Annotated in this window: 22 protein-coding genes; 13 read left to right on the top strand and 9 right to left on the bottom strand. The window is 44.1% G+C overall.

The window, feature by feature from the left end; all coding sequences use genetic code 11:
• Positions 1-217: 217 nt before the first annotated feature.
• Positions 218-1,648, bottom strand: coding sequence for an isochorismate synthase (locus tag JGK16_RS26900; protein WP_293193231.1), 1,431 nt, complete (start codon positions 1,646-1,648; stop codon positions 218-220).
• Positions 1,649-1,836: 188 nt separating this feature from the next.
• Here JGK16_RS26900 and JGK16_RS26895 point away from each other — a divergent pair, with 188 nt between their 5' ends.
• From JGK16_RS26895 to JGK16_RS26870, 6 genes are all read left to right on the top strand, one after another.
• The gene (locus JGK16_RS26895; RefSeq protein ID WP_293182305.1) at positions 1,837-1,983 is read left to right on the top strand and encodes a hypothetical protein; all 147 of its coding nucleotides are present in this window, start codon (positions 1,837-1,839) and stop codon (positions 1,981-1,983) included.
• A gap of 46 nt (positions 1,984-2,029) precedes the next feature.
• Positions 2,030-2,926, top strand: a complete 897-nt coding sequence (gene menA / locus JGK16_RS26890; protein WP_293182307.1) for a 2-carboxy-1,4-naphthoquinone phytyltransferase — start codon at positions 2,030-2,032, stop codon at positions 2,924-2,926.
• 147 nt (positions 2,927-3,073) lie between these two features.
• Entirely contained in the window at positions 3,074-3,319 is a 246-nt protein-coding gene (locus tag JGK16_RS26885) for a hypothetical protein (RefSeq protein ID WP_293182309.1), read from the top strand.
• Positions 3,320-3,344: 25 nt separating this feature from the next.
• Positions 3,345-4,145 (top strand): 2-succinyl-6-hydroxy-2,4-cyclohexadiene-1-carboxylate synthase, encoded by an 801-nt coding sequence (gene menH / locus JGK16_RS26880; protein ID WP_293193230.1) that lies wholly within the window; start codon positions 3,345-3,347, stop codon positions 4,143-4,145.
• 201 nt (positions 4,146-4,346) lie between these two features.
• Positions 4,347-5,342, top strand: a complete 996-nt coding sequence (locus JGK16_RS26875; RefSeq protein ID WP_293193229.1) for an o-succinylbenzoate synthase — start codon at positions 4,347-4,349, stop codon at positions 5,340-5,342.
• On the top strand, positions 5,336-6,889 hold the full coding sequence (locus tag JGK16_RS26870; protein ID WP_293193228.1) for a 2-succinylbenzoate--CoA ligase: 1,554 nt from the start codon (positions 5,336-5,338) through the stop codon (positions 6,887-6,889). The genes JGK16_RS26875 and JGK16_RS26870 overlap by 7 nt, the downstream gene beginning before the upstream one ends.
• A gap of 148 nt (positions 6,890-7,037) precedes the next feature.
• Here the strand turns inward: JGK16_RS26870 and JGK16_RS26865 are convergent, their stop codons facing one another.
• A complete protein-coding gene (locus tag JGK16_RS26865) occupies positions 7,038-7,946 on the bottom strand; it encodes a putative 2-dehydropantoate 2-reductase (RefSeq protein WP_293203516.1) in 909 nt (302 codons plus the stop codon).
• Positions 7,947-7,977: 31 nt separating this feature from the next.
• Here JGK16_RS26865 and JGK16_RS26860 point away from each other — a divergent pair, with 31 nt between their 5' ends.
• On the top strand, positions 7,978-8,208 hold the full coding sequence (locus tag JGK16_RS26860) for a hypothetical protein (protein WP_293203505.1): 231 nt from the start codon (positions 7,978-7,980) through the stop codon (positions 8,206-8,208).
• Positions 8,209-8,348: 140 nt separating this feature from the next.
• Here JGK16_RS26860 and JGK16_RS26855 read toward each other — a convergent pair whose 3' ends face one another.
• From JGK16_RS26855 to JGK16_RS26845, 3 genes are all read right to left on the bottom strand, one after another.
• Positions 8,349-8,762, bottom strand: coding sequence for a thioesterase family protein (locus JGK16_RS26855; RefSeq protein ID WP_293193227.1), 414 nt, complete (start codon positions 8,760-8,762; stop codon positions 8,349-8,351).
• Between the two features lie 297 nt (positions 8,763-9,059).
• On the bottom strand, positions 9,060-9,506 hold the full coding sequence (locus tag JGK16_RS26850) for a tellurite resistance TerB family protein (RefSeq protein WP_293182342.1): 447 nt from the start codon (positions 9,504-9,506) through the stop codon (positions 9,060-9,062).
• A gap of 485 nt (positions 9,507-9,991) precedes the next feature.
• Positions 9,992-11,296, bottom strand: coding sequence for an ATP-binding protein (locus tag JGK16_RS26845; protein ID WP_293193226.1), 1,305 nt, complete (start codon positions 11,294-11,296; stop codon positions 9,992-9,994).
• A gap of 126 nt (positions 11,297-11,422) precedes the next feature.
• Between JGK16_RS26845 and JGK16_RS26840 the strand changes: the two genes are divergently transcribed.
• Positions 11,423-11,755, top strand: a complete 333-nt coding sequence (locus JGK16_RS26840; protein ID WP_293182321.1) for a TMEM14 family protein — start codon at positions 11,423-11,425, stop codon at positions 11,753-11,755.
• Between the two features lie 155 nt (positions 11,756-11,910).
• Here the strand turns inward: JGK16_RS26840 and JGK16_RS26835 are convergent, their stop codons facing one another.
• Positions 11,911-12,051: a hypothetical protein gene (locus JGK16_RS26835; protein WP_293203504.1), complete on the bottom strand. Its 141-nt coding sequence runs from the start codon at positions 12,049-12,051 to the stop codon at positions 11,911-11,913.
• Between the two features lie 326 nt (positions 12,052-12,377).
• The gene (locus JGK16_RS26830; RefSeq protein WP_293182325.1) at positions 12,378-13,403 is read right to left on the bottom strand and encodes a hypothetical protein; all 1,026 of its coding nucleotides are present in this window, start codon (positions 13,401-13,403) and stop codon (positions 12,378-12,380) included.
• Between the two features lie 190 nt (positions 13,404-13,593).
• Between JGK16_RS26830 and JGK16_RS26825 the strand changes: the two genes are divergently transcribed.
• Entirely contained in the window at positions 13,594-15,009 is a 1,416-nt protein-coding gene (locus tag JGK16_RS26825; RefSeq protein WP_293182327.1) for a hypothetical protein, read from the top strand.
• Positions 15,010-15,235: 226 nt separating this feature from the next.
• Here the strand turns inward: JGK16_RS26825 and JGK16_RS26820 are convergent, their stop codons facing one another.
• Complete coding sequence (locus tag JGK16_RS26820) at positions 15,236-17,755, bottom strand: serine/threonine-protein kinase (RefSeq protein ID WP_293182329.1); 2,520 nt, start codon at positions 17,753-17,755, stop codon at positions 15,236-15,238.
• 194 nt (positions 17,756-17,949) lie between these two features.
• Here JGK16_RS26820 and JGK16_RS26815 point away from each other — a divergent pair, with 194 nt between their 5' ends.
• From JGK16_RS26815 to JGK16_RS26800, 4 genes are all read left to right on the top strand, one after another.
• Positions 17,950-18,099, top strand: a complete 150-nt coding sequence (locus JGK16_RS26815) for a hypothetical protein (RefSeq protein WP_293182331.1) — start codon at positions 17,950-17,952, stop codon at positions 18,097-18,099.
• 424 nt (positions 18,100-18,523) lie between these two features.
• Positions 18,524-19,762 (top strand): glycosyltransferase family 2 protein, encoded by a 1,239-nt coding sequence (locus tag JGK16_RS26810; RefSeq protein ID WP_293182333.1) that lies wholly within the window; start codon positions 18,524-18,526, stop codon positions 19,760-19,762.
• 424 nt (positions 19,763-20,186) lie between these two features.
• On the top strand, positions 20,187-20,666 hold the full coding sequence (locus JGK16_RS26805; RefSeq protein ID WP_293182335.1) for a deaminase domain-containing protein: 480 nt from the start codon (positions 20,187-20,189) through the stop codon (positions 20,664-20,666).
• A gap of 140 nt (positions 20,667-20,806) precedes the next feature.
• Positions 20,807-21,454, top strand: coding sequence for a hypothetical protein (locus tag JGK16_RS26800; protein ID WP_293182336.1), 648 nt, complete (start codon positions 20,807-20,809; stop codon positions 21,452-21,454).
• Positions 21,455-21,485: 31 nt separating this feature from the next.
• Here the strand turns inward: JGK16_RS26800 and JGK16_RS26795 are convergent, their stop codons facing one another.
• The gene (locus JGK16_RS26795; protein ID WP_293193225.1) at positions 21,486-23,759 is read right to left on the bottom strand and encodes an FdhF/YdeP family oxidoreductase; all 2,274 of its coding nucleotides are present in this window, start codon (positions 23,757-23,759) and stop codon (positions 21,486-21,488) included.
• Positions 23,760-23,949 lie beyond the last annotated feature (190 nt).

Here is a 23,949-nt window from a genome sequence, read left to right as displayed (position 1 = left end):
GTTTTTTCGAGATTGAGGGTTTTTGGCTAGTCTTGGCTGAAAAACCCGGTTTCTGGCTACCCATATCTAAGTCTTAAGTTACCTAATTTCTCGCTACATAGTTATGAGATATAGCAGTTATCGCAAAAGTAAGGTATGCCCTATGCCCTATGCCCTATGCCCTATGCCCTATGCCCTATGTCTTATCTCATTTTTCGCTCGAAAGGCTATATTATTCTTAAACTAAAGCATTTAAAAGTGCTTGCAGTTTCAGTTGAATTTCTGCTAGTTCTTTGTCGGGTTCGGAACCTGCCACAATTCCAACACCAGCATGAAGTATCGCCCGAGATCCATCGATTAATGCCGATCGAATGCCGACAGCAAATTCGCCGTTACCAGTGCGATCGATCCAGCCCAGGGGTGCTGCATACAAAGAGCGATCGCAGCTTTCGCAGCCCCGAATTTGCTGTAGTGCAATATCCCTCGGTACCCCCGCTACCGCTGGCGTTGGATGCAGTTGGGCTAAAATTTTCAATAAGTGAATATCTGGGGGAATTCTAGCCCTGATGGGTGTCCACAAATGCTGAATGTTGGATAGTTGCAGCAGTCTCGGTAGCGGGGAAAAGTCGGGATGGATGCCGAGACTCGAAAGGCGATCGATTATAAAGTCAATTACAGCTTGATGTTCTCGAATATCCTTTTCGCTGTTGAGTAAATCTTTGCCTAAATTACCATCTTCTGCTTCAGTTTTTCCCCTCGGTGCAGAACCGGCTAAAGCATCTGCGATCAACTGATTGTTGTGAATGCTAATTAAGCGTTCTGGACTGGCACCGATAAATTGCTGACCTTTGCCGTTACTGGTAGAAAACACGTAGCAACCTGGATAGGTGAGGCGCAAGTTATTTAAGGAATCTATTACGCTAAAAGGTGTTTGGCAAATGACATTTATAGCTTGGGACAACACAATTTTACTGAAATATTTAGACTCGATTAATTCTAAAGCGGACTTGACAGATCTTTTAAATTGAGCGGCATCATTGACAGGAATTTGTTTTAATGGAAGTGAGTTTTGGCTGTTAATTAATTTGATGTATTTTTGAGAGGCAATTTTATCAAATTGTTTGCTAATGGTTTCAGTAATAATTTTAACATTTATATCTCTATCTATTTTGGCATTGGCGACAATTGTACAGCTATCGTTGAGGCGAGTAATCTGCCATTTGGGTAAAAATATGGTACCGGGGGGAAAGTAAGAATTGGTGGCGACATTCTCATCAAAAAAAGCAAAGCTACAAAAAAAGTGCGGCCCGCTAAAGGGCAAACGTTCCGTACCGATGGTAATTGTCCGGGCTAGACTTGATTGAATAAAATTTTGAGCGAGGGCAAATCGATCGCTTCCTGCTACTGTGAGATGGATTGCCGAATCTAGGGCGGCGATCGCAAAACTGTTGCCGACAATGGGGTCTCTTTTTTCAAAATAAAAGTGTCTGTCATCGGGTGTGGCAATTTCTTGCAGTACCGCTAGCGGATCGACGGGGGAAATTTCCTGAGAAATACTAACTATTTTTGTTTGATCTTTTTCGGTTAAAGACTGCTGGCAATCTAACAGCAACTGATGCAGTTGATTGCGGTCTTGCAAAAGATTGGCGCGGTGCGGTATTACTGTCATGAAATCGAGAATAGCAGATTTGTCAGAAAGAGTGCGGTTTTGTCCCGCTATAATCCCTATTTCGATCTAACCACGCTCGGGCGATCGCCAAACATGACCTTTCGAGTTTCCCGACTGTTTGGGCACGCTGGAGGGAGAAAACAGACGATTGCGCGATCCATCGAAACATTTAGACATAAAACTTAAGATTGAGAGGGCGACTCTCGGTAAAAGGCGATCGACCCCGCAGAGGTTTGCAGGTGGGCATTACCGGGCGTGCGATCGCCCGCAAAGACTATCAACGGATGCCGGAGGCGCACTCAAGCGGAGACTTAGCAGACATTCTTCACCAATAAAATTGTAAAATTACTGAGCTGCTATCAATTGCATCAAGTTTGTGTAATGACAACAAAGATAATTGAGCGTTCAAATAGTAAATTGTGGCTGGCGGCAATCAAGCCGCCCATGTACAGCGTTGCTGTTATTCCTATTTCAGTAGGAACTGCAATTGCTTTTGCCGAAACTCAAACGATTAATGCGTCAATTTTTTCGACATTTTTAATTTCAGCCATTTTAATTATAGCATGGCTGAATCTCACCAATGATGTATTTGACTCGGAAACAGGGATAGACAAAAATAAAGCACATTCCTTGGTAAACTTAACCGGAAATAAAGCTTTAATTTTCTGGCTTGCCAATCTATTTTTAGCAATCGGAGTGTCGGGAATCTGCGGTATTTCCTGGTGGCAAAAAGACCCAACAGTAATTTTGCTAGTAGTTTTGTGCTGCGCCCTCGGCTACACTTATCAAGGGCCGCCGTTTCGTTTGGGCTATCAGGGTTTAGGCGAAATTATTTGCTTTTTTACCTTCGGGCCGCTAGCTTTAGCTGCTGCTTATTACAGTCAAAATCAAACTTGGTCTGCTACTAATTTCGCAGGTTCGGCAATAGTGGGAATTACTACGAGTATCATCTTATTTTGTTCTCACTTCCATCAAGTTGAGGACGATTTGGCGGCGGGTAAAAAATCGCCGATTGTCCGAATTGGTACGAAAAAAGGCGTGCAGTTGTTGCAGTGGTTGTGCGGCAGCGTTTATGCTTTGACTCTGCTGTTTGTGGCGCTGCGAATGTTCCCAATTTGGACGCTGTTGATTTTTGGAAGTTTGTTTTTTGCGATCGACCTTTGCCGCCATGTCGCAAACTATCACGACCAACCCGCAAAGGTCAGCAACTCTAAGTTTATCGCAGTGGCGCTGCATTTTACGAGCGGTTTGCTGCTAGCGCTGGGGTTTGTGCTGTAGTTTGGGCGATTATCGAGAATTTCGGTAAAATAGAACTATGGTTCGTAGTCAGGACTTTAGCCCTCTCTGCAAGATTTTAGTCAATAAGGACTAAAGTCCTTACTACAAACAGTTTGATATTGAATCGAAAACAACGAGAAGGAAATCATGAGTACGCCAGTAAAAACTAGCCCAATCCTCACCCTAGAAGAAATTTTTAGTCTGTATCCTGATGAGTGGGTACTCATCGTCAATCCTGAATTAGATGAAGAATTAAGCGTGATTCGAGGTGAAGTTTTAGCCCATGCAATAGAACGCGATGAAATTCATAGTAAGCTTTCATTAAGGAATGGAAAATCGGTGGCAATAGAATATACTGGATTGATACCTGACAACCTAGTAATGATATTGTAATAAAAATAGGAGCTTAATGGTGTAGATGAACAAATCTAAAAAATATCAATTTTACTATTCTTTAACTGGGAAAAAAAATCAGCCACTAATTTTATTACTCCACGGATTCACGGGCGACAGTCAAGACTTTGACCAAATCATTTCCTTACTATCTCAAACTTATTGTTGTCTAGCAGTTGACCTTCCCGGCCACGGACAAACCAGAGTCAGCGGCGACGAAAGTTGCTACAATATGTCAAATACAGCCCAAGCATTGATTCACTTATTAGATGACTTACAAATAGACAAATGTTTGTTGTTGGGCTACTCAATGGGCGGGCGATTGGCGCTGTACATGACATTACATTTTCCTGAAAGATTCGAGAAAGTCGTATTAGAGTCAGCTTCTCCGGGATTGAAGAGTGAAAAAGATCGATCGCACAGACGGCAAGCCGATTCACAAACAGCACAAAACCTCGAAAATAGCAACATCAAAGATTTTATCTTAAACTGGTACGACCGCCCTTTATTCAAATCATTAAAAAAATCCCCCAAATTCGAGAAACTCATAGAAAGCCGTTTAGCAAACAATCCCTTAGAATTAGCAAAATCCCTCCGCAACATGGGAACTGGCCACCAGCCCTCTCTGTGGGAAAAACTCGCCCAAAATCAAATCCCCATTCTCTTGCTAGCGGGAGAAGATGATGATAAATTTCAACGTATCAATGCAGAAATTGCCAGCTTGTGTCCGGCTGCTACTCTCAAGATTATACCAAACGCTGGTCACAATATCCATTTTGAAAATATTGATGACTTTGCATCAGTTGTGAGACAATTTTATGATTAACGGGTAGTCAGAAACCGGGTTTTTTGCGAAAATCATTCGTTGTTACCGACAAATTAGGTAAAAAACCCGGTTTCTTTGGCCTTAGTGATGATTAACGGGTAGTCAGAAACCGGGTTTTTTACGAAAATTATTCGTTGTTACCGACAAATTAGGTAAAAAACCCGGTTTCTTTGGCCTTGGTGACAATCGACTAAAAAACAAATGCTATATAAATTTGAGTTTCGCACCTATCAGCGAAAATTTAAGCGCCCGCTACAAACAAGTCACGGCATCTGGGATATGCGAGAAGGAATCATCCTGCGGCTTATTGACGAAAATGGTCGCATTTGCTGGGGAGAAATTGCCCCGCTGAGTTGGTTTGGTTCGGAAACTTTTGACGAAGCATTAGATTTTTGTCAACAGTTACCTGCTAATATTTCAGAGGAAATAATCTTCAGTATTTCCGCTGAATTACCAGCCTGTCAATTTGGCTTTGAGTCAGCTTGGGAAAATCTGGGCCAAGCAATCGAAAATACGCCTCGTCAAGACAAAATTCCGAAAAATCAGTGTAGCGGTTTATTACCCGCAGGTGAAACAGCTTTGCAGGTTTTACCAATGCTTTGGTTGGAGGGATATCGCACGTTTAAATGGAAAATTGGCGTTGCTGTAATTGAGGAAGAATTAACGATTTTTCAGCAGCTAATCGCAGCAATGGATGATTTAGCCGATCGCCAAACAGCACTTTTGCGCTTAGATGCTAATGGGGGACTCACCTACTCCCAGGCTGAAAAATGGCTGGAAGCTTGCGATAGCGTGACAGCAACACCCGACTTGGCCGCCCAGATTGAATTTTTGGAACAGCCGCTGGCGATCGCACAGTTCCCAGAAATGGTACGATTGAATGCTACTTATACAACGGCGATCGCCCTAGACGAATCCGCAGCCAATCTCGATCGCATCCAAGAATGCTACAACCAAGGCTGGCGGGGAATTTTCGTCATCAAACCTGCGATTGGCGGTTCCCCATCCCAACTCCGCAAATTTTGTCAAACTCACAATATAGACGCAGTTTTCTCATCAGTATTTGAAACCAAAATCGGCAGACAAGCCGCCTTAAACTTAGCAACAAACTTATCTGTAAATAATAGAGCCCTAGGCTTCGGTACCGATAGCTGGTTCGACGACAATCAAGACACCTGGTTACAGCATCTATGGTAACAAATCTCACAGTAAATACTCTGAATCTTCCCTTTGACTTCCCCGACAACTGGCTAATCGGTGGTGACAGCGGCGAATTTGCTCGAATTGTCGATCGGCAATTGCAACAAATCACCCAAAATCAAACAGGAGAAACACCCCTAAAAATTTGCCTAGCCGAACCAGAACCCCTGCAATTTCTTGCCAGTTTCATCGCCGCCCGCACCGCCAAATGCCAAATTTTTCTCTGCAATCCCAACTGGGTAAAAGAAGAATGGGAACAAGTCTTTGATTTAGTCCAACCCGAACTAATTTGGGGACAAAATACTAATCTTAAAAACACATTTCCCCCTCTCCCAGTCCGCGGAGGCGGACTTCGTTTGTATAGCCGCGAATTCCATTCGCCGGGATTCCATCATTCACCCGAATTCAATCATTCGCCGGGATTCCATCATTCGCCGGGACTCAATCATTCACCCGAATTCCATTCGCCGGAATTCCATCATTCACGAGAATTACCTTCACCCGAAATAGACGAATTAGCTACAATAATGATTCCTACCGGAGGTTCCTCGGGAAAAATCCGTTTTGCCATCCACACTTGGGAAACCCTCACAGCCTCAGTCCAAGGTTTTCAACAATATTTTAACCTTGACAAAATTAACTCATTCTGCGTATTACCATTATACCACGTCAGCGGTCTCATGCAATTTATGCGATCGTTCACAACCGGGGGAAAACTGGCAATTGCATCATTCAAAACACTAGAAGCAGGCGAAAAATCCGATGTCGAACCCGAAGAATTTTTCATTTCTTTAGTACCAACTCAACTGCAACGGCTGCTGCAAAACCCAGATACAACTAATTGGCTATCCCAGTTTCGTGCCGTACTTTTAGGCGGTGCTCCCGCTTGGCCCGAACTTTTAGCCACAGCTAGAAAGAATCAAATCAAATTAGCGCCGACTTACGGCATGACAGAAACCGCCTCGCAAATTGCTACACTCAAACCCGAAGATTTTCTCGCGGGGAATAACACTTCTGGTCAAGCTTTACCCCACGCAAAAATAACTATCCGCAGTGCTAGTGGCGAGATTTTGTGCTACAATCAAATTGGCAACATTGCGGTTGATGCTAAATCTTTAGCCTTGGGCTATTATCCTGAACGATTTGGCGATCGCCCATATTTCCAACTAGATGACTTAGGATTTTTTGATAAAAATAACTGCTTAAATATCATCGGACGTAGCAGCGACAAGATTATCACGGGCGGAGAAAACGTATTTCCTGCCCAAGTCGAAGCCACCATTAAGAATACTAATTTAGTGGCAGATGTTGCTATAATTGGCTTACCAGACAAAGATTGGGGGCAAGTCGTTACGGCTGTTTGCGTTCCCGCTAATTCCGAAGTTACTGTCAAAAACTTACAAGCAGCAATAGAAGATAAGTTGAGCAAATTTAAGCGACCAAAAAATTGGGTTTTCGTCGCACAATTGCCTCGAAATGCTCAAGGCAAACTCAATCGAGAACAATTACAAGAAATTGCGGTATCATCTCTGGCGAATCAATAGTATTAACCGAATTTGACAATAATTTCCCTAGGGCGGGTTCATCAATATCTACAACACAAGTGAGAAATCTCAAAAACCCGCCCAATGCCCAATGCCCAATTCCCAATTCCCAATGCCCAATGCCCAATTCCCAATTCCCAATTCCCAATTAATCCACACCTAACAGCCTTCTCGTCTTCTCAGCTTCTTGCCTTTGAACATCCACAAACTTCAACATTTGGTAAAGTACCTCTATTTGTGGCAACTTAATACCTGCTTTTTGGGCTACCCGCATGGGATTGCCAAAAATTGCCTCAACCTCCAGAGGACGCGATTCATCGTAATCGATTTTCATGCTGGTGCGGTAAGGCTTCATTTTATGAGTGTATTCCAGCATATGCGGGATAAAATCATCGGGAATAATGCGATCGCAACTTTTGGCCCCTGCTACCACTTCCCTCATGATTTGCTCAACTAAAATCAGAGTATTCGGATTCGCCATCAGTTCGTCGGTTCTCGCATTCAAAACCACAGACAGCCCGTTATAAGGAATATTCCAAACGAGCTTTTTCCACCTAGACAATAGCAAATCTTCGCTCATTTTAATCGGAATGTGAGCGCGTTTAAAATCCCTAGCAATATGGTGCAATCTATCAGTAATACCGATGGCTTTGTAGTCTTTGGCATATTCGCCTAGCGTGATCGTACCGTAATCTAGGTGGCAGATATGACCGGGGCTGACTTTATAAGAACAGAGAAAGCACAGCCCGCCCACCACTCGTTCTGCACCGACAATTTTAGCTACTTCCGGTTCGGTATTCAGTCCGTTTTGCAATACTAAAACCGCGCCGTTATCCTTTAATAGAGGAGGCAAAAGTTTTGGCAACAAGTGATTTTGAGTTGTTTTCAACGCGACAATTACTACGTCGCACTTAGGCATTTTGTGCGCGTCGCGGTAGGCGCGGACTTGCGGGAGGGTGAAGTCGCCTTCGGGAGACTCGACAATCAAACCATGTTTTTTGACGCGCTCGTAATCGCTCCGCAGCAAAAAATTGACTTCTAAACCAGCTTTTTGCAGTCTAGCACCGTAGAATCCGCCTAAAGCTCCCGTGGGAAGAAGGAAGAAGGAAGAAGGAAGAAGGAAGAAGGAAGAAGGAAGAAGGAAGAAGGAAGAAGGAAGAAGGAAGAAGGAAGAAGGAAGAAGGAAGAAGTCATTAGTCAGTAGCGCGAGCGTCCCCGCTCGCGAACGTTATCAGTCATTAGTCAGTAGCGCGAGCGTCCCCGCTCGCGAACGTTATCAGGAAGAGGGAAGTCGGAAGAAGGAAGAATGCTTCTTATAGAGCTGGTTTTTAAGTCATCTGTATTTACGTTTAATTAAGTGGAACTACTTAATATAAATAAGTCAGAAGAAATTTTAAACTAAACAGAAATTTGACTGTCATTCCCTGCTATTATTTAAATATTGAAGTTATCTAAAATCTCAACTCTCAAATTGCCTCATCCACTGCATTAAGTCTTCAGATAGCTGTTTTTTGGTTCTGCTAACTGCATCGATGCAGACGTGCTTAGTCAGAGCTTTAGCCCAGCTTCTGCCTGCAACTTCCCCTGAAAATACTTGATAGGCAATTTCAAATTCATCGCCTGCAACTTGTGTGGGCGTCAATTGAATCGTCAGCCGATCGCCCGCAAATAGTGGACGATAAAAATCTACACTAGCATGAATTATCGGAAATGCAACCTCTCGATCGCCAAAAAATGCTCTGAGATTGACTCCTGATGCTGCTAGAGATGCCTCGTAAGCTTCGTGGCACATCGCCAAAACGTTTGCAAAGTAAACGACTCCAGCAGCATCGGTATCTTGAAAGCGCACAGTGCGGGTGTAAGTAAAAGGCATTTGAGGTAGTCGCGGGCGATCGCAAATTAAAGCTGAATTTTACCAGAAAGAATTGGTTGAAAGCCAGAACCCTTTGAGGGAGAAGTTAAGATCGGGCTATTCATTACTCCAATACTCAGGCTTCTAGATAGAGGTCGCTCTCCAACTGTCAACTGTCAACTGTCAACTGTCAACTGTTGAACAACCATCATATCGGTAAACCAGCACTTTTGCAGCAGCGATCGCCTAACTAAGCAGGCGCTAATTTTTGATCTTCTCAAACTCACCCTCCTCACTCCTGCCCCTGCCCCTGCTTTCTTAACCTTTGTTTTTAATCAACATCACGTCTATAATCTTGAGGGCAATTTCTTCGGAAAGATCCAATGCACAGTAAAGATCGTTCAAAAGTTGTTCTTCTTCTTCTGAAACCTCGCCATCTGCTAAAGCAATATCAGTTGTCACAGCAAAAACTGTTTCTTTAAGTTCGTCGGGAAGTGTTGCCAAAGCCGCATTAAACAGTACCTGAACTCCTTGCCGTTGCAGAATGTTCAGCAGCCGATCGAGCATTTTTCGCATCACATCATCTGGATAGCTGCGGAAAAGTTGCATCCGAGATAGTGTCATGCTAATCGCTTTACTTTCGCTGTCATTGATGTAACCGTCGGCTGCTACGGCAATTAGCGCGATCGCCGCAAATGCTTCGGCAGGCCCTAACGTGACATCAGTTTGTTGGCGAGTCTGCGATACTTTGTCAAATAAACCCATAATACTTTCCTCATTCTTTAGTAGTGGATTCACGGAGTCCCTATGGGCTCTGGCTTTGGAAGCTTCCTTGGCTGGGGATTTCAACAATTATATCAAATCTGCTGAATTATTTATTATTACTAAAATTATGAAAAAATTAAGATTTTTAATTTTTTCCTTCGGCGCTGTAAGGGCGGGTGACAGTTGACAGTTGACAGTTGACAGTTGACAGTTGTCAGTTGACGGTTGACGGTTGACAGTTGACAGTTGACAGTTGAGCGACTAATGACTAATAACGTTCGCGAGCGGGGACGCTCGCGCTAATGACTCAATGATATCGTTTCCGGTTGCATCGGTATTGTTTAAACAGTCAACAGTTAACAGTCAACATCACCTGACGGTGCAACCGGAATAGATATGAATCGTCTGATTTTAATTTCTCCATAAAAGGGAGAGGCTTTAAACCAATTTTTTCTGGTAAAACTCGCTCTAAGGGCGCAGACAATCTACTTGTCAAACAAAGCTAAATCAGCTTTCAGAAAATCAACAAACTGCCGCGCAGTCCTTCCAGAGCGCCCGTTGCGGCGAGTTGCCCATTCCTTAGCGCGGTGTTCCAAATCCTCAACAGCGAGCTTGATGCCAGCTCGTTCGGCGAGATGTCGGACAATTGTTAAATAAGTGTTTTGATCCGCAGGTTCAAAAGTTAAAGTCAAGCCAAAGCGATCGCTAAATGAGAGTTTTTCCTGCACGGTATCCCAAGCGTGAACTTCATCACCGTCGCGAGGGCGAGGCCTGTCATCAAAAAACTCTCGAATTAAATGCCTGCGATTAGATGTGGCGTAAACAACTACATTTTGAGGCCGGGCGGTGACATTTCCTTCTAAAACAACTTTCAAGGATTTAAAAGCATCATCATCTTCCTCAAATGAAAGGTCGTCTACAAAAATAATAAACTTTTGAGGAACTCCCCGCAACTTCTCCACAATTAGCGCTAAATCTTGCAAATCCGATTTAGATACTTCAATCAATCGCAAATTGCGAGATCCAAATTCATTTAACAGCGACTTCACCAACGAAGACTTACCCGAGCCGCGACTTCCGTACAGCAAGACGTGCAAAGCCGGATAACCAGCCAGCAAAAACTCTGTATTTTTCACCAGAGCATCCCGCTGCCAATCGCAGCAAACCAACTCTTTCAAATTTATGCGATCGGGATGTGGAATACTCGCTAACTGCCCGGACTTCCACCCAAAAGCACGATACTCTGCAAACAAACCCGTGCCAAACTGTCGGTAATATTCTGCCAAGGATTCCGCAGCGCTAGACCATTTTTCTAGTTTTCCGTGCAGTGGCTTTTCGGCGTTTTCTGGTGCAGTTTCGCAATTCCAAATTGGAGGAACTGAGTCAAGTTGACCCGCTACTCGCACCCACTTACTCAACTGCTCGCTGGTGCAGTCATAAATATTTTGCAGCACTTGTAAATCATGTCTGGCTGCTTCGACTAAAGCGGGCGACAAACTCGCAAAATCTGTTTGCTGAGCTTGGCGAGAAAATGGATTTTCGTCTTTGAGAATTTGCAAAATCAGGGAATCTTTCCAGCTCAAATTTTGAGCAGCTTGAATTTTGAACCAGTTACCGTAAGCTACCTGACACTCTACACCGCTGAGTTCGCTGTGGTGGAGAGCTTGCAGCAAGTCGAGAAAAGCTTGACCTGCGCGGGTTTGGAGAACTGATTGATATAGCAACAGGGATGCTGCTTGGCGTTGGAGGTAACGGATTTGGGCGATCGCACTAGAAGTTAGGGCTGACATAATGCCAATTGTATAACAGTTAGATATCTGGACTGGGTTTAATAAATTTTCTAACAATTTGTGACCGGAATTGCAGGTCTCGCTGTATAAATTGAGATGCAAAGAGTGAAAATTGGGGAATTAAAAATGAATTTAGGTACAGCAGCGGCGATCGGCTACGGCGTTTTGACACTAATTGGCGGCATCATGGGTTACATCAAAGCCAAAAGCCAAGCCTCGCTCATTTCCGGCCTCGTTAGCGGTTCGCTGCTAATTTTTGCCGGCACCGCACAACTCATGGGACAAACTTGGGGTTTAACATTAGCAGCAGCAATTTCCGCTGTTTTAGTAGTAGTTTTTATTGTACGGCTGGTCAAAACTCGCAAGTTTATGCCCGCTGGGATGCTGATTTTGGCTAGTTTGGCGTCTTTGGGTGCGATCGTTTACGAACTCAGCGGTCAATCGATGTTAGGTTTTTGATTTGAGATGTTAGATTTTAGAGTTTAGATCTGAGATTTTAGATTAACTCCACAGCATTTACTGGGAGATTGAACTCAAGTCTAAACTTTTTTAGGTCTATGACTTAATTGGGTGGCTTGTATCTATCTTTGCGTGGATTCAGCAGACATTAGTCATTAGTTACATCCTTCCGTTTGCATCGGAATAATAATTGTCCGAGAGCAGTGCGAGCGTCCCCGCTCGCCTCCTCCATAGCGATCGCGAAGCTCGACACCGTACTCTCCTAGCGATCGGGAAACTCGCACTATAGAACCCATTTGACATCTTTAAGTTTTTCGGTTGGGTGACGAGAAATATAGAGAGAAACCCGTTGCTGAGATTTACGCTCATGTCGAGAAACCGGGTTTCTACGAGTTTTTGGGTTGGATGACGAGAAATATAGAGAGAAACCCGGTTTCTCAGATTTACGCAAAATAGATCAGATCTCAAATGGGTTCTATAGTTAAAACACCAATTACCAATTACCAATTACCAATTACCAATTACCAATGCCCAATGCCCAATGCCCAATGCCCAATGCCCCATGCCCAATGCCCCATGCCCAATGCCCCATGCCCCATGCCCCATGCCCCATGCCCCATGACTAATGACTAATGACTGATTCAATATACTGCTCGACTTCCCTGAGTTGCTGCCGCTGGTATTCAATCCAATCCTTTTCCGCCGCGCGCTGTTGGGCTGTCTCTAGTTGGTACCGCGCCTGCTTCTCTAAAAAATTATTGTAGAACATAATCGCTTTTTCAACTGTTTGAATTCCCAGTTTCATGCGCTCCTCAAAAATTGCTAAAATTAAATCATCCAGGATTGAGCTAATCACTTTACAAGACTCTTCAAAATCGCTCAAGCTGATTCCCATTTTACTTTTATGAACCAGAGTTTCTACAGGATCTCTCAGAGTTTCTTTAAAAGTCTTCATATAAGACTCCGGCAAATATCTCAGAGGTTCCGTAAACTTCGATACAATCTCGCCGCCTATTGATTGCAGTCGCTCTCTAAATTTCGATTGACTCTTGAAATCGAAGCATTCTATACAATATTCAACTTTTTCTATATCAATAGATTGTAATTCTTTAAAGATAGAATTGAGTTCATTCTCCACAATTAAAATTACTCGTTCGCCTTGGTAGTCTACTTCATTTCGCAATTCTTTGTACAAATTATCTTTGTCATAAAAACCGATAGAATCTTTTTTAAACACTTGCTGGTTTTGATCCCACAAAAACCACTTATTTTTTAACTTTGTAGCTTTGTCGCTCCACGATTTGCGAACTTTAACAATAGCATCATATTTGCCTTGTTTTCCCAAACTGCGAATTCTCACGTCGCATCCGCTTAGTTCGCCAATTTGCTCCCAGACATCAACAGCAGATGCTTTAGCAATTCTCGGCTTGCTATTCCAGACATCCTCAGCCTGAGATACATCTTTGAAACATACGTGAGCTAACGCCTTGAGTCTGAGGGCTGATTGCTTGATTTCCTGAATACAAGGTTCCACGTCTAGACTGAGGTGGGTAGCTGACTGTTTAATCTCCACGGATTGATATTCATCTGCGAGCAATCGATCGCTAAACTGGGTAATAGCCTGGAATACCTTGAGATACTCATTCATTTCGTTTCATCCCTCCTTTCCCTAAATAGCATACAATACAGAACATCTCCCTTTTGGAATGCAAACTGAGTCAGACCATTTTAGATTTTAGATTTTAGATTTTAGAATTGGGAATGGGAATGACTGATAACTATCAGGGTTTGGAGCGCGGGCCTACAGTTGCATTCTTGTTTTAAACTGGTGTCACAACATGGATTATGTATTCACCCCTACAACTCAGGTTAGGCTCAATACTGGCAACCTCGTACAGCCTGCCACCACAACTGGAAAATTGCTCCCCGCAGCTAGAGATCCGGTGACAGGGGAGTTTGTGGAGATTGCCAAAATATTTTATCAATCAACAACAACAACTCTATGCGATCGCGGAGTTCTAGGATTGCTCTCACACTTAGGCGGAGGCGGGCCCGTACAGCCGCTGATAGCTCCCGTGTACGTGACAGTCGCGCCCTTGCAGCTTGCTCAAAGTCACCAGGGGTTTCAGAAAATATACAGAATGCTTAACTGTCTCAAAATTAATTTGGCAGTGATGCAAGCGACTGCTGCCGTCATTGGTATTGGGGCTGTATCGAGTACAGTTTTGTCAGCAGTAAACCTCGAACAAGTATTAAAAATCAGAGATGAGGCAAAACACCAGAAGCTCAAAATTAAAGACGGGTTTATCGATCTCAGGCATATCCTCAAAGATAAGGGAGTAGAGGTAATTCAGCAGATTTTTAAGGTGGCTCATGACTCTAATTTTCAAAGGCACCGCCAGCAACTGGTTAACGGTTACGATATTTTTTCTAAAGCTATTAAACGCTGCCAGTCAGCCCTGACAGTGCCGGATCTCAAGCTGCGGAATTCGGAGATTAATAACGGGCGAGATATGCTGTTTGAGGCTTTAAAAATTTACGATCGTCCCGGTTTGTTGGAGGGGCTGTGTTCTGCCGGAAAGCTCCGGCAAATGGAATGTGTTTGGGCGATCGAGCTGGCGCTGGGCATTACGTTTCAGTTGCAGCGGGCTTACGATATAGTCAGCGATCGCCTGCTCAAACTTCAATCAAAAATTCGTCACGATCTTCTCACTGTTGTTAAAGGATGTCAATCGGAATCTGAACTAGATTTTTTATTTCCAGAAGTTACCAGGATTCTCGGTCACGATCTAAGTGTAATAGAATTTTGGCAAAACGAGGTAGATTGGATGCAAACTTTGTCTCCCAAAGAGCAGCACCAGTTAGCTAGTTTAGATAAACTCAGCGGCGACCATCATATAAAAAGCAGCATCCACACGACATTCGCGGTATTAACTGCGGAACCTTCACTTTATCAAAGTTTAAAGCAAAAGTCTCACTTTCTATCCTTGCGCGACCAGCTAGCCTTCGCCCTGAAGCCGGAACTGCGCGGGGGATACGAGTTTTATGTGTGCCAGCAGGCGATCGCAACTGGCTATCCAGCTTTAGCGGTCTCGAACTGGCAAGAAATATCCGATTTAACTGTGGCTAACCTCTACTACTTTTTCCAAAGTCGAGAGGATTTAAGTGAAATTTATCCCACTGAGGACACAATAGAAACTCCTGCTTGGCACTTTCCCAAATCCTTAGAAAAAGAGTTAAACTACTGCAATTAATTGAAAGCGCAACTACGTACCTAATTTGTCTGACGACAATAAAACCGCTCTGCTTAGTCGATATTGTAGGGTGCGTCAGCGAGTAGCCTAATTTTCAGGTGAGGAACCAGAATTGGCTGACGCACCCTACTACAAATCAGACTATAAACCGCAGATGTCAAACAGATAAACACAGATAAACGCAGATAATTTCAGGGTGTTTTCCGATTTTTGCAATTCAAGTCTATTATCTCAGCCACAACTTAATAGTATTGTCTTTAGAGCCGCTAGCAATAGTTTTGCCATCGGGACTAAAAGTCACTACATAAACCTCATCGGTATGTCCCGTCAAAGTATTCAGCAATTCTCCGGTATCAAAGTCCCAAATTTTAATGGTTTTATCCTTGCTGCCGCTGGCGATAAATTTCCCGTCCGGGCTGATAGCAACCGAAACAATATCGTCAGAATGTCCCTTGATCGAGCGAATTAAATCTCCACTTTCGAGATTCCAGATTTTAATGCTTTCATCGTAGGAGCCGCTAACAATTGTCTTTCCGTCCGGGCTAACTGCCACAGACCTCACCGCGTCGCCGTGTCCTTCAATAGTTTTGAGCAACCTCCCTGTTGCTACATCGACAATTGTGATTTTTTTATCCTTAGAAGCGCTAACTAAATTTTTGCCATCGGGAGTGAAAGCAACAGAATAAACAAAATCTGTGTGATCTGGTAAATTCTGGAGCAAATTGCCCGTTGTGGCATCGGAAATTTTGGTGGTTTTGTCTCCGCTGGCGCTAGCAACGAGCTGTCCGTCGGGGCTGATAGCGACTGACCAAACAGAGGCACTATGATCGAGACTGCGAGTAGCTTGACCTGTTTTTAAATCCCACAACATGACTCTCCAAAAACCTGTTCCTGTGGCTAGTTTCGTACCTTTTGCATCGAAAGCAACCGACCAAACGGTGGATGAATCTCCTGGGAAAGTGCGGATCGATTTGCCTGTGGCTAAATCCCAAATTTGGATGGTTTTGTCTTTGGAACCGCTGGCTAACATTAAGCCGTCTGGACTAAAAGCAACAGATCCAACTGCATCTGAATGCTGGGCGAAGTTTTTGACTTTGGCGTTTTTCCATTGGAGACCTGCTTGGCACTTTTGTTGTAAGTTTTGGGCGGAGGTATAGGTGCTGGAAGTTTTGGCAATTGTTGGGATTTGGCTGATGCAGCCTTCATAATTGCTTTCTTGATAAAAAGCTTCGATTTGATTGAATTGTTGGGTTTCTTGCTGCACTTGCTGCTGTCTTTCTTGCCATTTGAGGTATCCGTAAATTCCGCCGATCGCAGTTAAGAGGGCTGCAATCGTTGCTCCGGCGATATAAGGATTGATTTTGCGAGGTTCTTTGGGGACAATTGCTGAGGCGCTGGTGCTGTCTGGGGCGATGGATAAACTCCCTTTTCCGTTCAAATTTACCTCTGGGGATGCCGCCGGAATTGCCTGCACTCCCAGTGGAAGAGTGCTGCTGGCTGGGGGCACAATGGCGTTGGGGTTGCGGTGTCCTTCCAACACGATCGCGATCGCCTTGTACAATTTACCGAATAAAGATTTAGGAACGACTAATTCTTCGATTCTGGCCGCATCTTCGTCGGTAAGCCCTAAAACTTGCTGCAACCGTTTTAATTCCTCGCGAGTGTTTGCAGAAAAAGGATATTCTTGCTGCATGGTTTCTTGCAGCGATTGTTCGTAGCGTTCGCCTTTTTCCCTGTATTTGCGGTAAGGGTTCAATACCTCATCTTCGATCGCCTCTGCTTCTTCTGGTTGCAATTCCAAACTGACGCGCAATTCTTCTAATATTCTGCGACCGACGACTGTAATGTCACCGCGACTGCTGCTGCGCCGATCGACTTCTTCGCGATAGATTGTGAGTTTGGGTACCCGCGTGCGCGATCGATCGCCAATTTTCCGCAAATCGGCCAAAGCCTCCGCCGCCGACTGGTAGCGCTCCCGAAAATCGTAGCGCACCATATTGTCCAAAACATCGGCCAGCGCTTGGGAGCAGGAGGTTAAATGGCGCCAAACAATTTCGCCTCGATTAGAATTTTTCAAATCCCGCAGTTTCGGCAAATCGTAAGCCGGCAAACCCGTCATAGCTTGGATGCCAATCATTCCCAAGGCGTAGATATCGCTGTTGAGTTGCGGGTTGTATTGAAATTGCTCGATCGGCATATATTCCAGCGTCCCAATCCGCACAGTTACCGGTGCTTGTCTTTGAGCGATGTGAATTTCTTTCACCGAGCCAAAGTCAATCAAAACTAACTTGTTGTCTGCATAGCGACGGATTAAATTTGCTGGTTTAATATCTCGGTGAATTACTCCCTGTCCGTGTACAAACACTAAAATTTCTAATAGTTCCTTCAACAAAGGAATAATTTTTTCTTCGGGAACCGGCTTTCCCGGTACAATCTCTGTGGATAGCGAGTGACCGGCAATAAAGGATTCTACTAAGAAAAATTCTTCATTTTCTTCAAAATAAGCGAATAGCTGAGGGATTTGGTCGTGTTGACCGAGCTTTTCTAGAACTTCTGCTTCTTTTTGGAAAAGACGGCGCGTAGTATTAATTAATTTGGGCTCGCTGGTACCGGGACGCAGGTGCTTGACAAAGCACTGCGGTTCACCGGGGCGACGAGTATCTTTGGCCAGATAGGTTTGCCCAAATTCTCCTGTTTCTATGACTTCAATGACTTGATAGCGTCCATCTAAAAGTTGGCTCACCATGATAATAACGCAGCCTTTTTTTGGTTGATTTTCGCAAGAAACAGTTTCACAGCAGGCAGTTTTTAGTTGTAACTAGGTCAGTCGATTTGAGATTTAAATTGCTATTTTGTGGCGGGTTCGATGCCCACCAGAGAAGCATTTAACTGTATTTCTCTACAACGATTTGCCGAATTCTCAATTGACTGATATAGCGATTGTCAATCAAGGGAGGTACTCGCCAGCCAATCACTCATTACCCATCACCCATCACTCACGATCGATCGCATATTACCCATTACCAATCCGTACCTCACTCACCTGACGATGGGTGCATCTGTGCGATCGCATTTGTAGTGGGATCTTAAGAACTCGCGTACTATACATAGCACGCGAGAGGGGACAGCACTGTATAAAAATGCTTTTTGCAAAAATGAGATGTTCCCTCTGACAATTGCCATACTTTATTTTTTCAACATCTGCAAAGCTTGATATCCCAAAAAGAAAAAACCCAAAGCACCGAGTATCGCTATGGTATTCGCAAACACATCCACTGAAACAAATTCGCCCATTGCAAGATCCTCTGACAACTGATATCTATCCTCGGCTTTTCGGTCTCAGACTGGGTGAGGGGTCTTGCCCCTTGCTGCGGTAGAGCCGAAAGATGCTCACAAATTATAGCAAAGGAGATGCTGAAAATAACTTTTTGGGCGATCGACTAGCTTTTTGTTTTAATATTTTTTAATATTTAAGGACACAAATTGTGCACGTAAATTTTGAGGTCAGTTCGCTTTGATATTGTTAACCCTGGTAATTTTTTCTCTCATAGTCAGTAGAGCTTACACCAAGAATTTGCGCCAATCGGTCAAAAATGCGCCTCGCACCAACGGCAGTGTGGCTCAGCAGTTATTTCCGTCGGCGGGTGACTTCCCCAAAATTTCGGTAATCGTACCAGCATACAACGAAGCCGAGAATATTCGGGATTGCGCGATCGCCATTTTGGAGAGTACAGCCCTGTCTGCTGACAAGCTAGAGGTTTTGATTGTAGACGATCGATCGACAGACGACACGAAGGCGATCGCCCAAACTCTGCAACAACAGCCGGGCGACCCCCGCCTCAAAATATTAGCAGGTGAGGCGCGACCGGAAAACCAATATTGGGCGGGCAAAAACTGGGCCTGCGCCCAAGCTGTTCGGGAAGCAACCGGAGAATTCCTATTATTTATCGATGCCGACGTGCGGCTGAAACCGGGGGCGATTGAAACCGCTATCGCCACAGCCGAAACCGAGAAAATAGACCTGCTAACCTGTATGCCAGCGCTGGTTTGTGGGTGTTTTTCCGAGTGGTTGGTGCAGCCTTTAATGTTCAATAACCTAGCTGTTTGCTTCGATTTTACAGCCGTTAATGATGCTACAAAAACAGACAGTGCCTTTGCGGGTGGCCCATTTATGCTGTTTAGGCGATCGGCTTACGAAAAAATCGGCGGACACGAAGCAGTTGCCGGCGAAATTGTCGAAGATGTGGAATTAGCTAGACGCATCAAGCGTGCGAGTTTAAAGCTCGGACTTTATTCCGGGTCAAATTTGGCATCCGTGCGGATGTATCGGTCTTGGAGCGCATTGTGGGAAGGCTGGACAAAGAATCTGTATCTCGGCGCTAACCGCAGTTGGGGTTCGATGTTTTATATGGCAGCAATTATGTTCTTTCTTTATCCGATGCCGTGGTTGGCATTAGCTATTTTGCTGGCTAACGGCGAAATTGCCAACATAATTAACAATCACCAATTAGAAATTAGCAATTACCATTTGCCGATTACGTTGTTAACTATCTGTTTATCTGCGATCGTAATTGGGTACCATTACACTTTGCGCCGTTTGGGTGCCGAAATTTCTGAGTGTCCGACGAAATACTGGTGGTTGGGAGGTTTGGGAGGGACGTTAATTGCGGCAATTGCGATCGGATCTGCGATCAAAACCGAAACAGGTTGGGGATGGACTTGGCGCGGGAGAGCTTTGCAAATCAAGACTTAATAGAAATTGTAGCGATCGTATTTCGAGATATCTCGGGGCGATCGCTTTTTTGAAGAATTGGGTAACAACTTAGATTTTGATAAATTACTAGAAAGTAGATTACAATCAAAGCAATCACCCCTGTCAAGGTGACTGCCGAGCCTAGTCGAAAAGCCTTGCTGTAGAAAGATGACGGTGACTTGAGTCAGCAATCAAAGGTAGTTTCTTCTTTTTGGGGGAGCGTGGCTGCTTAAGGAAAGACTTCAAATTCACTCGCTGGGCAAAATCCAACAGAAAATCATATAATTGAGACAATGAGCAACCTTGAATACGCGCCCAATTATCAGGCGAGCATAGCGATCGTCATACCCCGATAAATCCCAGGGCTGTTTCATTACTTGTCTGAGTCAGGTTATTTATAATTTTTTGTATAGGAATTAAAAAAATGATTTATGAGTACCCCCAAGGCATACCCGAGCAGTATGCAGGCATCGTAGAGGAACTGTGGAATCAGGCTCAAGAAGTTCGATCGACCCATATTCAAAGACCCCGTTCTGGTAATGCTGCTGCTGCCAAACTACAACTAGATACTGGTGCAGTTTATAATAAAGAAGCTACCAGCAAGCAACATCCTCTAAATATTCCTGGTGAAGACGATGGGCCAAAGTGTTTTTTTGAGCCAAGGATTGACAGAGCAATTGACAGAGCGGGAGAAAATTACAACGAGAAGCACGCTGAGCACAAGCTCTTCAATGCAATTGCAGAAGACTTGGAAACAAATAATGTGTCTTTGGAGGTAGAAGGGACACTCTACCTCTACACTGAAAGAAATATGTGTTCTGGCTGCTATATGAATTTGCAAGACTTTAAGGAGAGGTTCCCCAATATTAAAGTGATTATTTTCTACGAACATCCATATCCGTAGAAATAGAGAATAGAAAACCAGTAGAGCCTGCCAGGGCTTTACTGGCTTCTATATCTGAGGTAAAATAGAGGTCATATAAAGCGTAAAATTAGCTGGCTCCTGATTGACGATTAAGGAAAATATATATTGAGGGAAGATCGATGATTAAGTTTGAGATAGGTCATTACACCAATTTTAAGTTGCCCAACAATTTAGATATTCCAGAGCAATTGCAGCAAACTCTTCAAATGGTCTGGGACAGAAAGTATCGGGATTTGTACGAAAGAGGTGGAAAGTACAATGTAGAAGAAGCTTTTGTGGAAGTATTGCAAGCATTTGGAATGCCGAATGATAAAGTATCCCATCAGCGATATGTGTACATGGCTTATGGAATAGCATTAGCAGCTAAACCGACCATTAAACATTACTTTCCTGAAGAACACAAGGCTGATATCGTTCAAGCAATTGTATCGTGTTGGCTAAAGGATGGTGGTGAAATCCCAGAAACTTGGGCAGATACCTTGTTTCCTCATATCGACAAAATTGGAAAATATCAAGCTGCTGATGAAGCTTATAATATCTTCTACGGGTTGCTGCAAACACTCAACACCGAAACAGCTTATAATGCCATCTTGGATATTTTGTATGATGCAATTACCGGTGATGCCATTTCTGGCTTTGCTGCGGCCCAACGAGATATGTTTAATTGGTGGCTGATCGAAGTAATTCCTGCTGCCTATTGTTTAAATTTGCCATCTACTTTATATTCGGGAAAATGGGAATTTCCGCCCCTGAGTCAGTGTGCGTAATTGCGATGAGGCAATCAATAGTATTCTGTTTTTACCTTTGGGCGTAGACAAAAACAGGTACCCGTTTGTAAGCAGGCGTGCCCGATCGCTTTTCAATCTCCGGGTGAAAAATCACATTAACTTCAGGATAAAACATCAAAGCAGCACCCTCACGAACCGCCCCGTAAATCACCTCAACATTTTCCATTTTCCCCACATTTCCCTGCACAGTAACCCGCTGATGTTCTTGCATACCAGCACTTTCTGCATCCGCGCGATTCATCAAAATGCAGTTGCGGTGCGGCATTCCCCGGTACTTGTCATCATTTTTGTAAACCACAGTATTGTGCTGAGAATAACTGCGTCCCGTCATCAATGCCACAACTAAACCCCGCACCGATTTCGATGCACCAAAATCCTTTATTTCGGGTAATTTTAGCACTGGTAAAGGCGTGACAAACATCTTGGCTTTGCCAGAATCAGTGGGAAATTTGGGTTCGGTAAAAATCCGCCCGCTGATGGTAAATTCCTCTTTAGTTTCATCAATTGTTGCGATTTTTTCATAGCCGGGAATGGTTTGAGCAATCAATTGCCGCACGTACTTGGTATCTTGAAGCTGGCGCCAGTCTACCGGATAAGTGCCGTGAATTCTGGCAGCCAATTCTGTCAAGAAATGCACTTCAGAAATCAAATCAGCATCTTTGAGATGAGTTTCACCTTCATCATTGAAGCGCACAAAATTATTACCCGATTCTACCGTTGTCTTGTGGGGATTTTCAAAGCGATTCAGCACCGGCAGAACAATTGTATTGTGCTTTGCTAATCCGCTAAAATGTCCTAAGTTTGGTTTGGTGGCGAGGTAAATAATGGTTTCAATCTTGCCTAAAGCGCGTTTGGCTTCAGTTAAATCTGGGTTGGCGCCGTACAAGTTGCCGCCCAAACAGATTAGCGTATCGACTTTGCCTGCATCTGCTGCTTCAATGAGCGATCGAGTTTCATAACCCTTAACACGGCTCAGGGGACGCCCCAACAGCTTTTCGAGAGCGGCTTGAACTTCTTTTTTCAGCTTCACAGTCACGCCCATAGAGCCGAATCCTTGGACGTTTGAGTGTCCTCTCACCGGCAATAATCCCGCCCCGACTTTGCCGACATTTCCCGTCATCAAAGCTGTATTGGCGATGCTGAAAATATTATCTACGGCATTCTGTTGTTGAGTAATTCCCATCGCCCAACCGAAGACAACTCGCTTGGAATTGCCGATTATTTTGGCTGCTGCCTCAATTTCTGGTTGAGAAACTCCGCAGGTTTGAGTAATAGTTTTCCAGTCGGTTTCACGGGCGTGTTGCACTACTGCTTCCCAGTTTTCTGTATAAGATTGCAAATATTCTTCATCGAGCAATCCTTGTTCAATTACAGCTTTTTGAATCCCGACAAATAGGGCTGTATCACTGCCGGGAATTGGCTGCAAGTAGAGCGACGAAATCTCGGAACCTGGGACGAGAGATTTGAGGGGAAATGCTGGAGAAGCAAACTTGACTAAACCGATTTCCATCACTGGATTGATGACAATTATTTTACCGCCTTGTTCGCGGATTTTAATTAATTCGTTCATCAATCGGGGATGGTTGTAGGAAGAATTGCTACCCGCGAGTACGACGCAATCTGCTTGCTTTAAGTTTTCTAAACTGACTATGGAGGTGCCGGTGCTAAACATTTCCTTTAACCCGGTGGTCGAGGGAGCGTGGCACAAATCTGAACAATCTGCTAAGTTGTTAGAGCCGATCGCCCTCATCAACAATTGCAGCAGAAAAGCCGCCTCGTTGGAAGAGCGACCCGAACTATAAGAAGCTACTCGTTCCGGGCTTTTACGAAATCCAGCCTCGGCAATTTCATAGACTTCTTGCCATGAAATGCGATCGTAATGAGATGCACCAGCCCGCAAAATCATCGGAAAACTCAACCTTCCCAGTCTATCTGCTTCCCTGGAAGTTAATGGTTGGAGTTCTGCAATACTGTGCTGTTGAAAATAGTTAGTCGAGATAGCAGGTTTAATTTCAGCCGAAATTGCTTCAACACTTTTCATACACCGCTGAAGTTTTTCGCCATCTTCATTCGTAAACCCTCCTTTCTGCCCGCCAGTGCCCCAAGCACAGGACAAACAAGCACTTTTGTGCAGCAAAGTTTGCCAAAGTTTCGGGCCTTCCGGCGACAAAGTATGCTTTGCCCAATATTCAATTATGGGCAAACCGCCGCCGATGTCTGGCGTTTCGTCATTTTTGTCGCTAAATGGCGGAACGGGTTGGATATTTTGGGAGTTGGTGTCCATACGGTTTATTTTTTGTTTGAATTGCGAATTGATGTACAGTTAAGTTTATTACTATAATTTACCGCAAATTTACAGCCCATAAATTAGTCAATAGATAGATTTCTTAAAGGTACGTTGTTGCGCTTGAGCGCTCTTTGCTATAAATAGTAGTTCCGAATTAATTGTACGAGATTTTGCTAGATAGATTTCT

Origin of the sequence: Microcoleus sp. PH2017_09_SFU_O_A (genome assembly GCF_020738625.1) — a bacterium.
In the GTDB taxonomy this organism is placed as follows: Bacteria; Cyanobacteriota; Cyanobacteriia; order Cyanobacteriales; family Microcoleaceae; genus Microcoleus.
The sequence above is the reverse complement of the archived record's forward strand: the minus strand, read 5'-3'. Positions and strand labels throughout refer to the sequence as shown.

Excerpts from the sequence above, each read along its gene's own strand:
- JGK16_RS26800 (WP_293182336.1), top strand. The coding sequence starts at position 20,807 with ATGATTAAGTTTGAGATAGGTCATTACACCAATTTTAAGTTGCCCAAC.
- JGK16_RS26850 (WP_293182342.1), bottom strand. The coding sequence starts at position 9,506 with ATGGGTTTATTTGACAAAGTATCGCAGACTCGCCAACAAACTGATGTC.
- JGK16_RS26885 (WP_293182309.1), top strand. The coding sequence starts at position 3,074 with ATGAGTACGCCAGTAAAAACTAGCCCAATCCTCACCCTAGAAGAAATT.
- JGK16_RS26805 (WP_293182335.1), top strand. The coding sequence starts at position 20,187 with ATGATTTATGAGTACCCCCAAGGCATACCCGAGCAGTATGCAGGCATC.
- JGK16_RS26845 (WP_293193226.1), bottom strand. The coding sequence starts at position 11,296 with ATGTCAGCCCTAACTTCTAGTGCGATCGCCCAAATCCGTTACCTCCAA.
- JGK16_RS26820 (WP_293182329.1), bottom strand. The coding sequence starts at position 17,755 with ATGGTGAGCCAACTTTTAGATGGACGCTATCAAGTCATTGAAGTCATA.
- menH (WP_293193230.1), top strand. The coding sequence starts at position 3,345 with ATGAACAAATCTAAAAAATATCAATTTTACTATTCTTTAACTGGGAAA.
- JGK16_RS26855 (WP_293193227.1), bottom strand. The coding sequence starts at position 8,762 with ATGCCTTTTACTTACACCCGCACTGTGCGCTTTCAAGATACCGATGCT.
- JGK16_RS26875 (WP_293193229.1), top strand. The coding sequence starts at position 4,347 with ATGCTATATAAATTTGAGTTTCGCACCTATCAGCGAAAATTTAAGCGC.
- JGK16_RS26840 (WP_293182321.1), top strand. The coding sequence starts at position 11,423 with ATGAATTTAGGTACAGCAGCGGCGATCGGCTACGGCGTTTTGACACTA.
- JGK16_RS26870 (WP_293193228.1), top strand. The coding sequence starts at position 5,336 with ATGGTAACAAATCTCACAGTAAATACTCTGAATCTTCCCTTTGACTTC.
- JGK16_RS26835 (WP_293203504.1), bottom strand. The coding sequence starts at position 12,051 with ATGGGTTCTATAGTGCGAGTTTCCCGATCGCTAGGAGAGTACGGTGTC.
- menA (WP_293182307.1), top strand. The coding sequence starts at position 2,030 with ATGACAACAAAGATAATTGAGCGTTCAAATAGTAAATTGTGGCTGGCG.
- JGK16_RS26900 (WP_293193231.1), bottom strand. The coding sequence starts at position 1,648 with ATGACAGTAATACCGCACCGCGCCAATCTTTTGCAAGACCGCAATCAA.
- JGK16_RS26825 (WP_293182327.1), top strand. The coding sequence starts at position 13,594 with ATGGATTATGTATTCACCCCTACAACTCAGGTTAGGCTCAATACTGGC.
- JGK16_RS26830 (WP_293182325.1), bottom strand. The coding sequence starts at position 13,403 with ATGAATGAGTATCTCAAGGTATTCCAGGCTATTACCCAGTTTAGCGAT.
- JGK16_RS26795 (WP_293193225.1), bottom strand. The coding sequence starts at position 23,759 with ATGGACACCAACTCCCAAAATATCCAACCCGTTCCGCCATTTAGCGAC.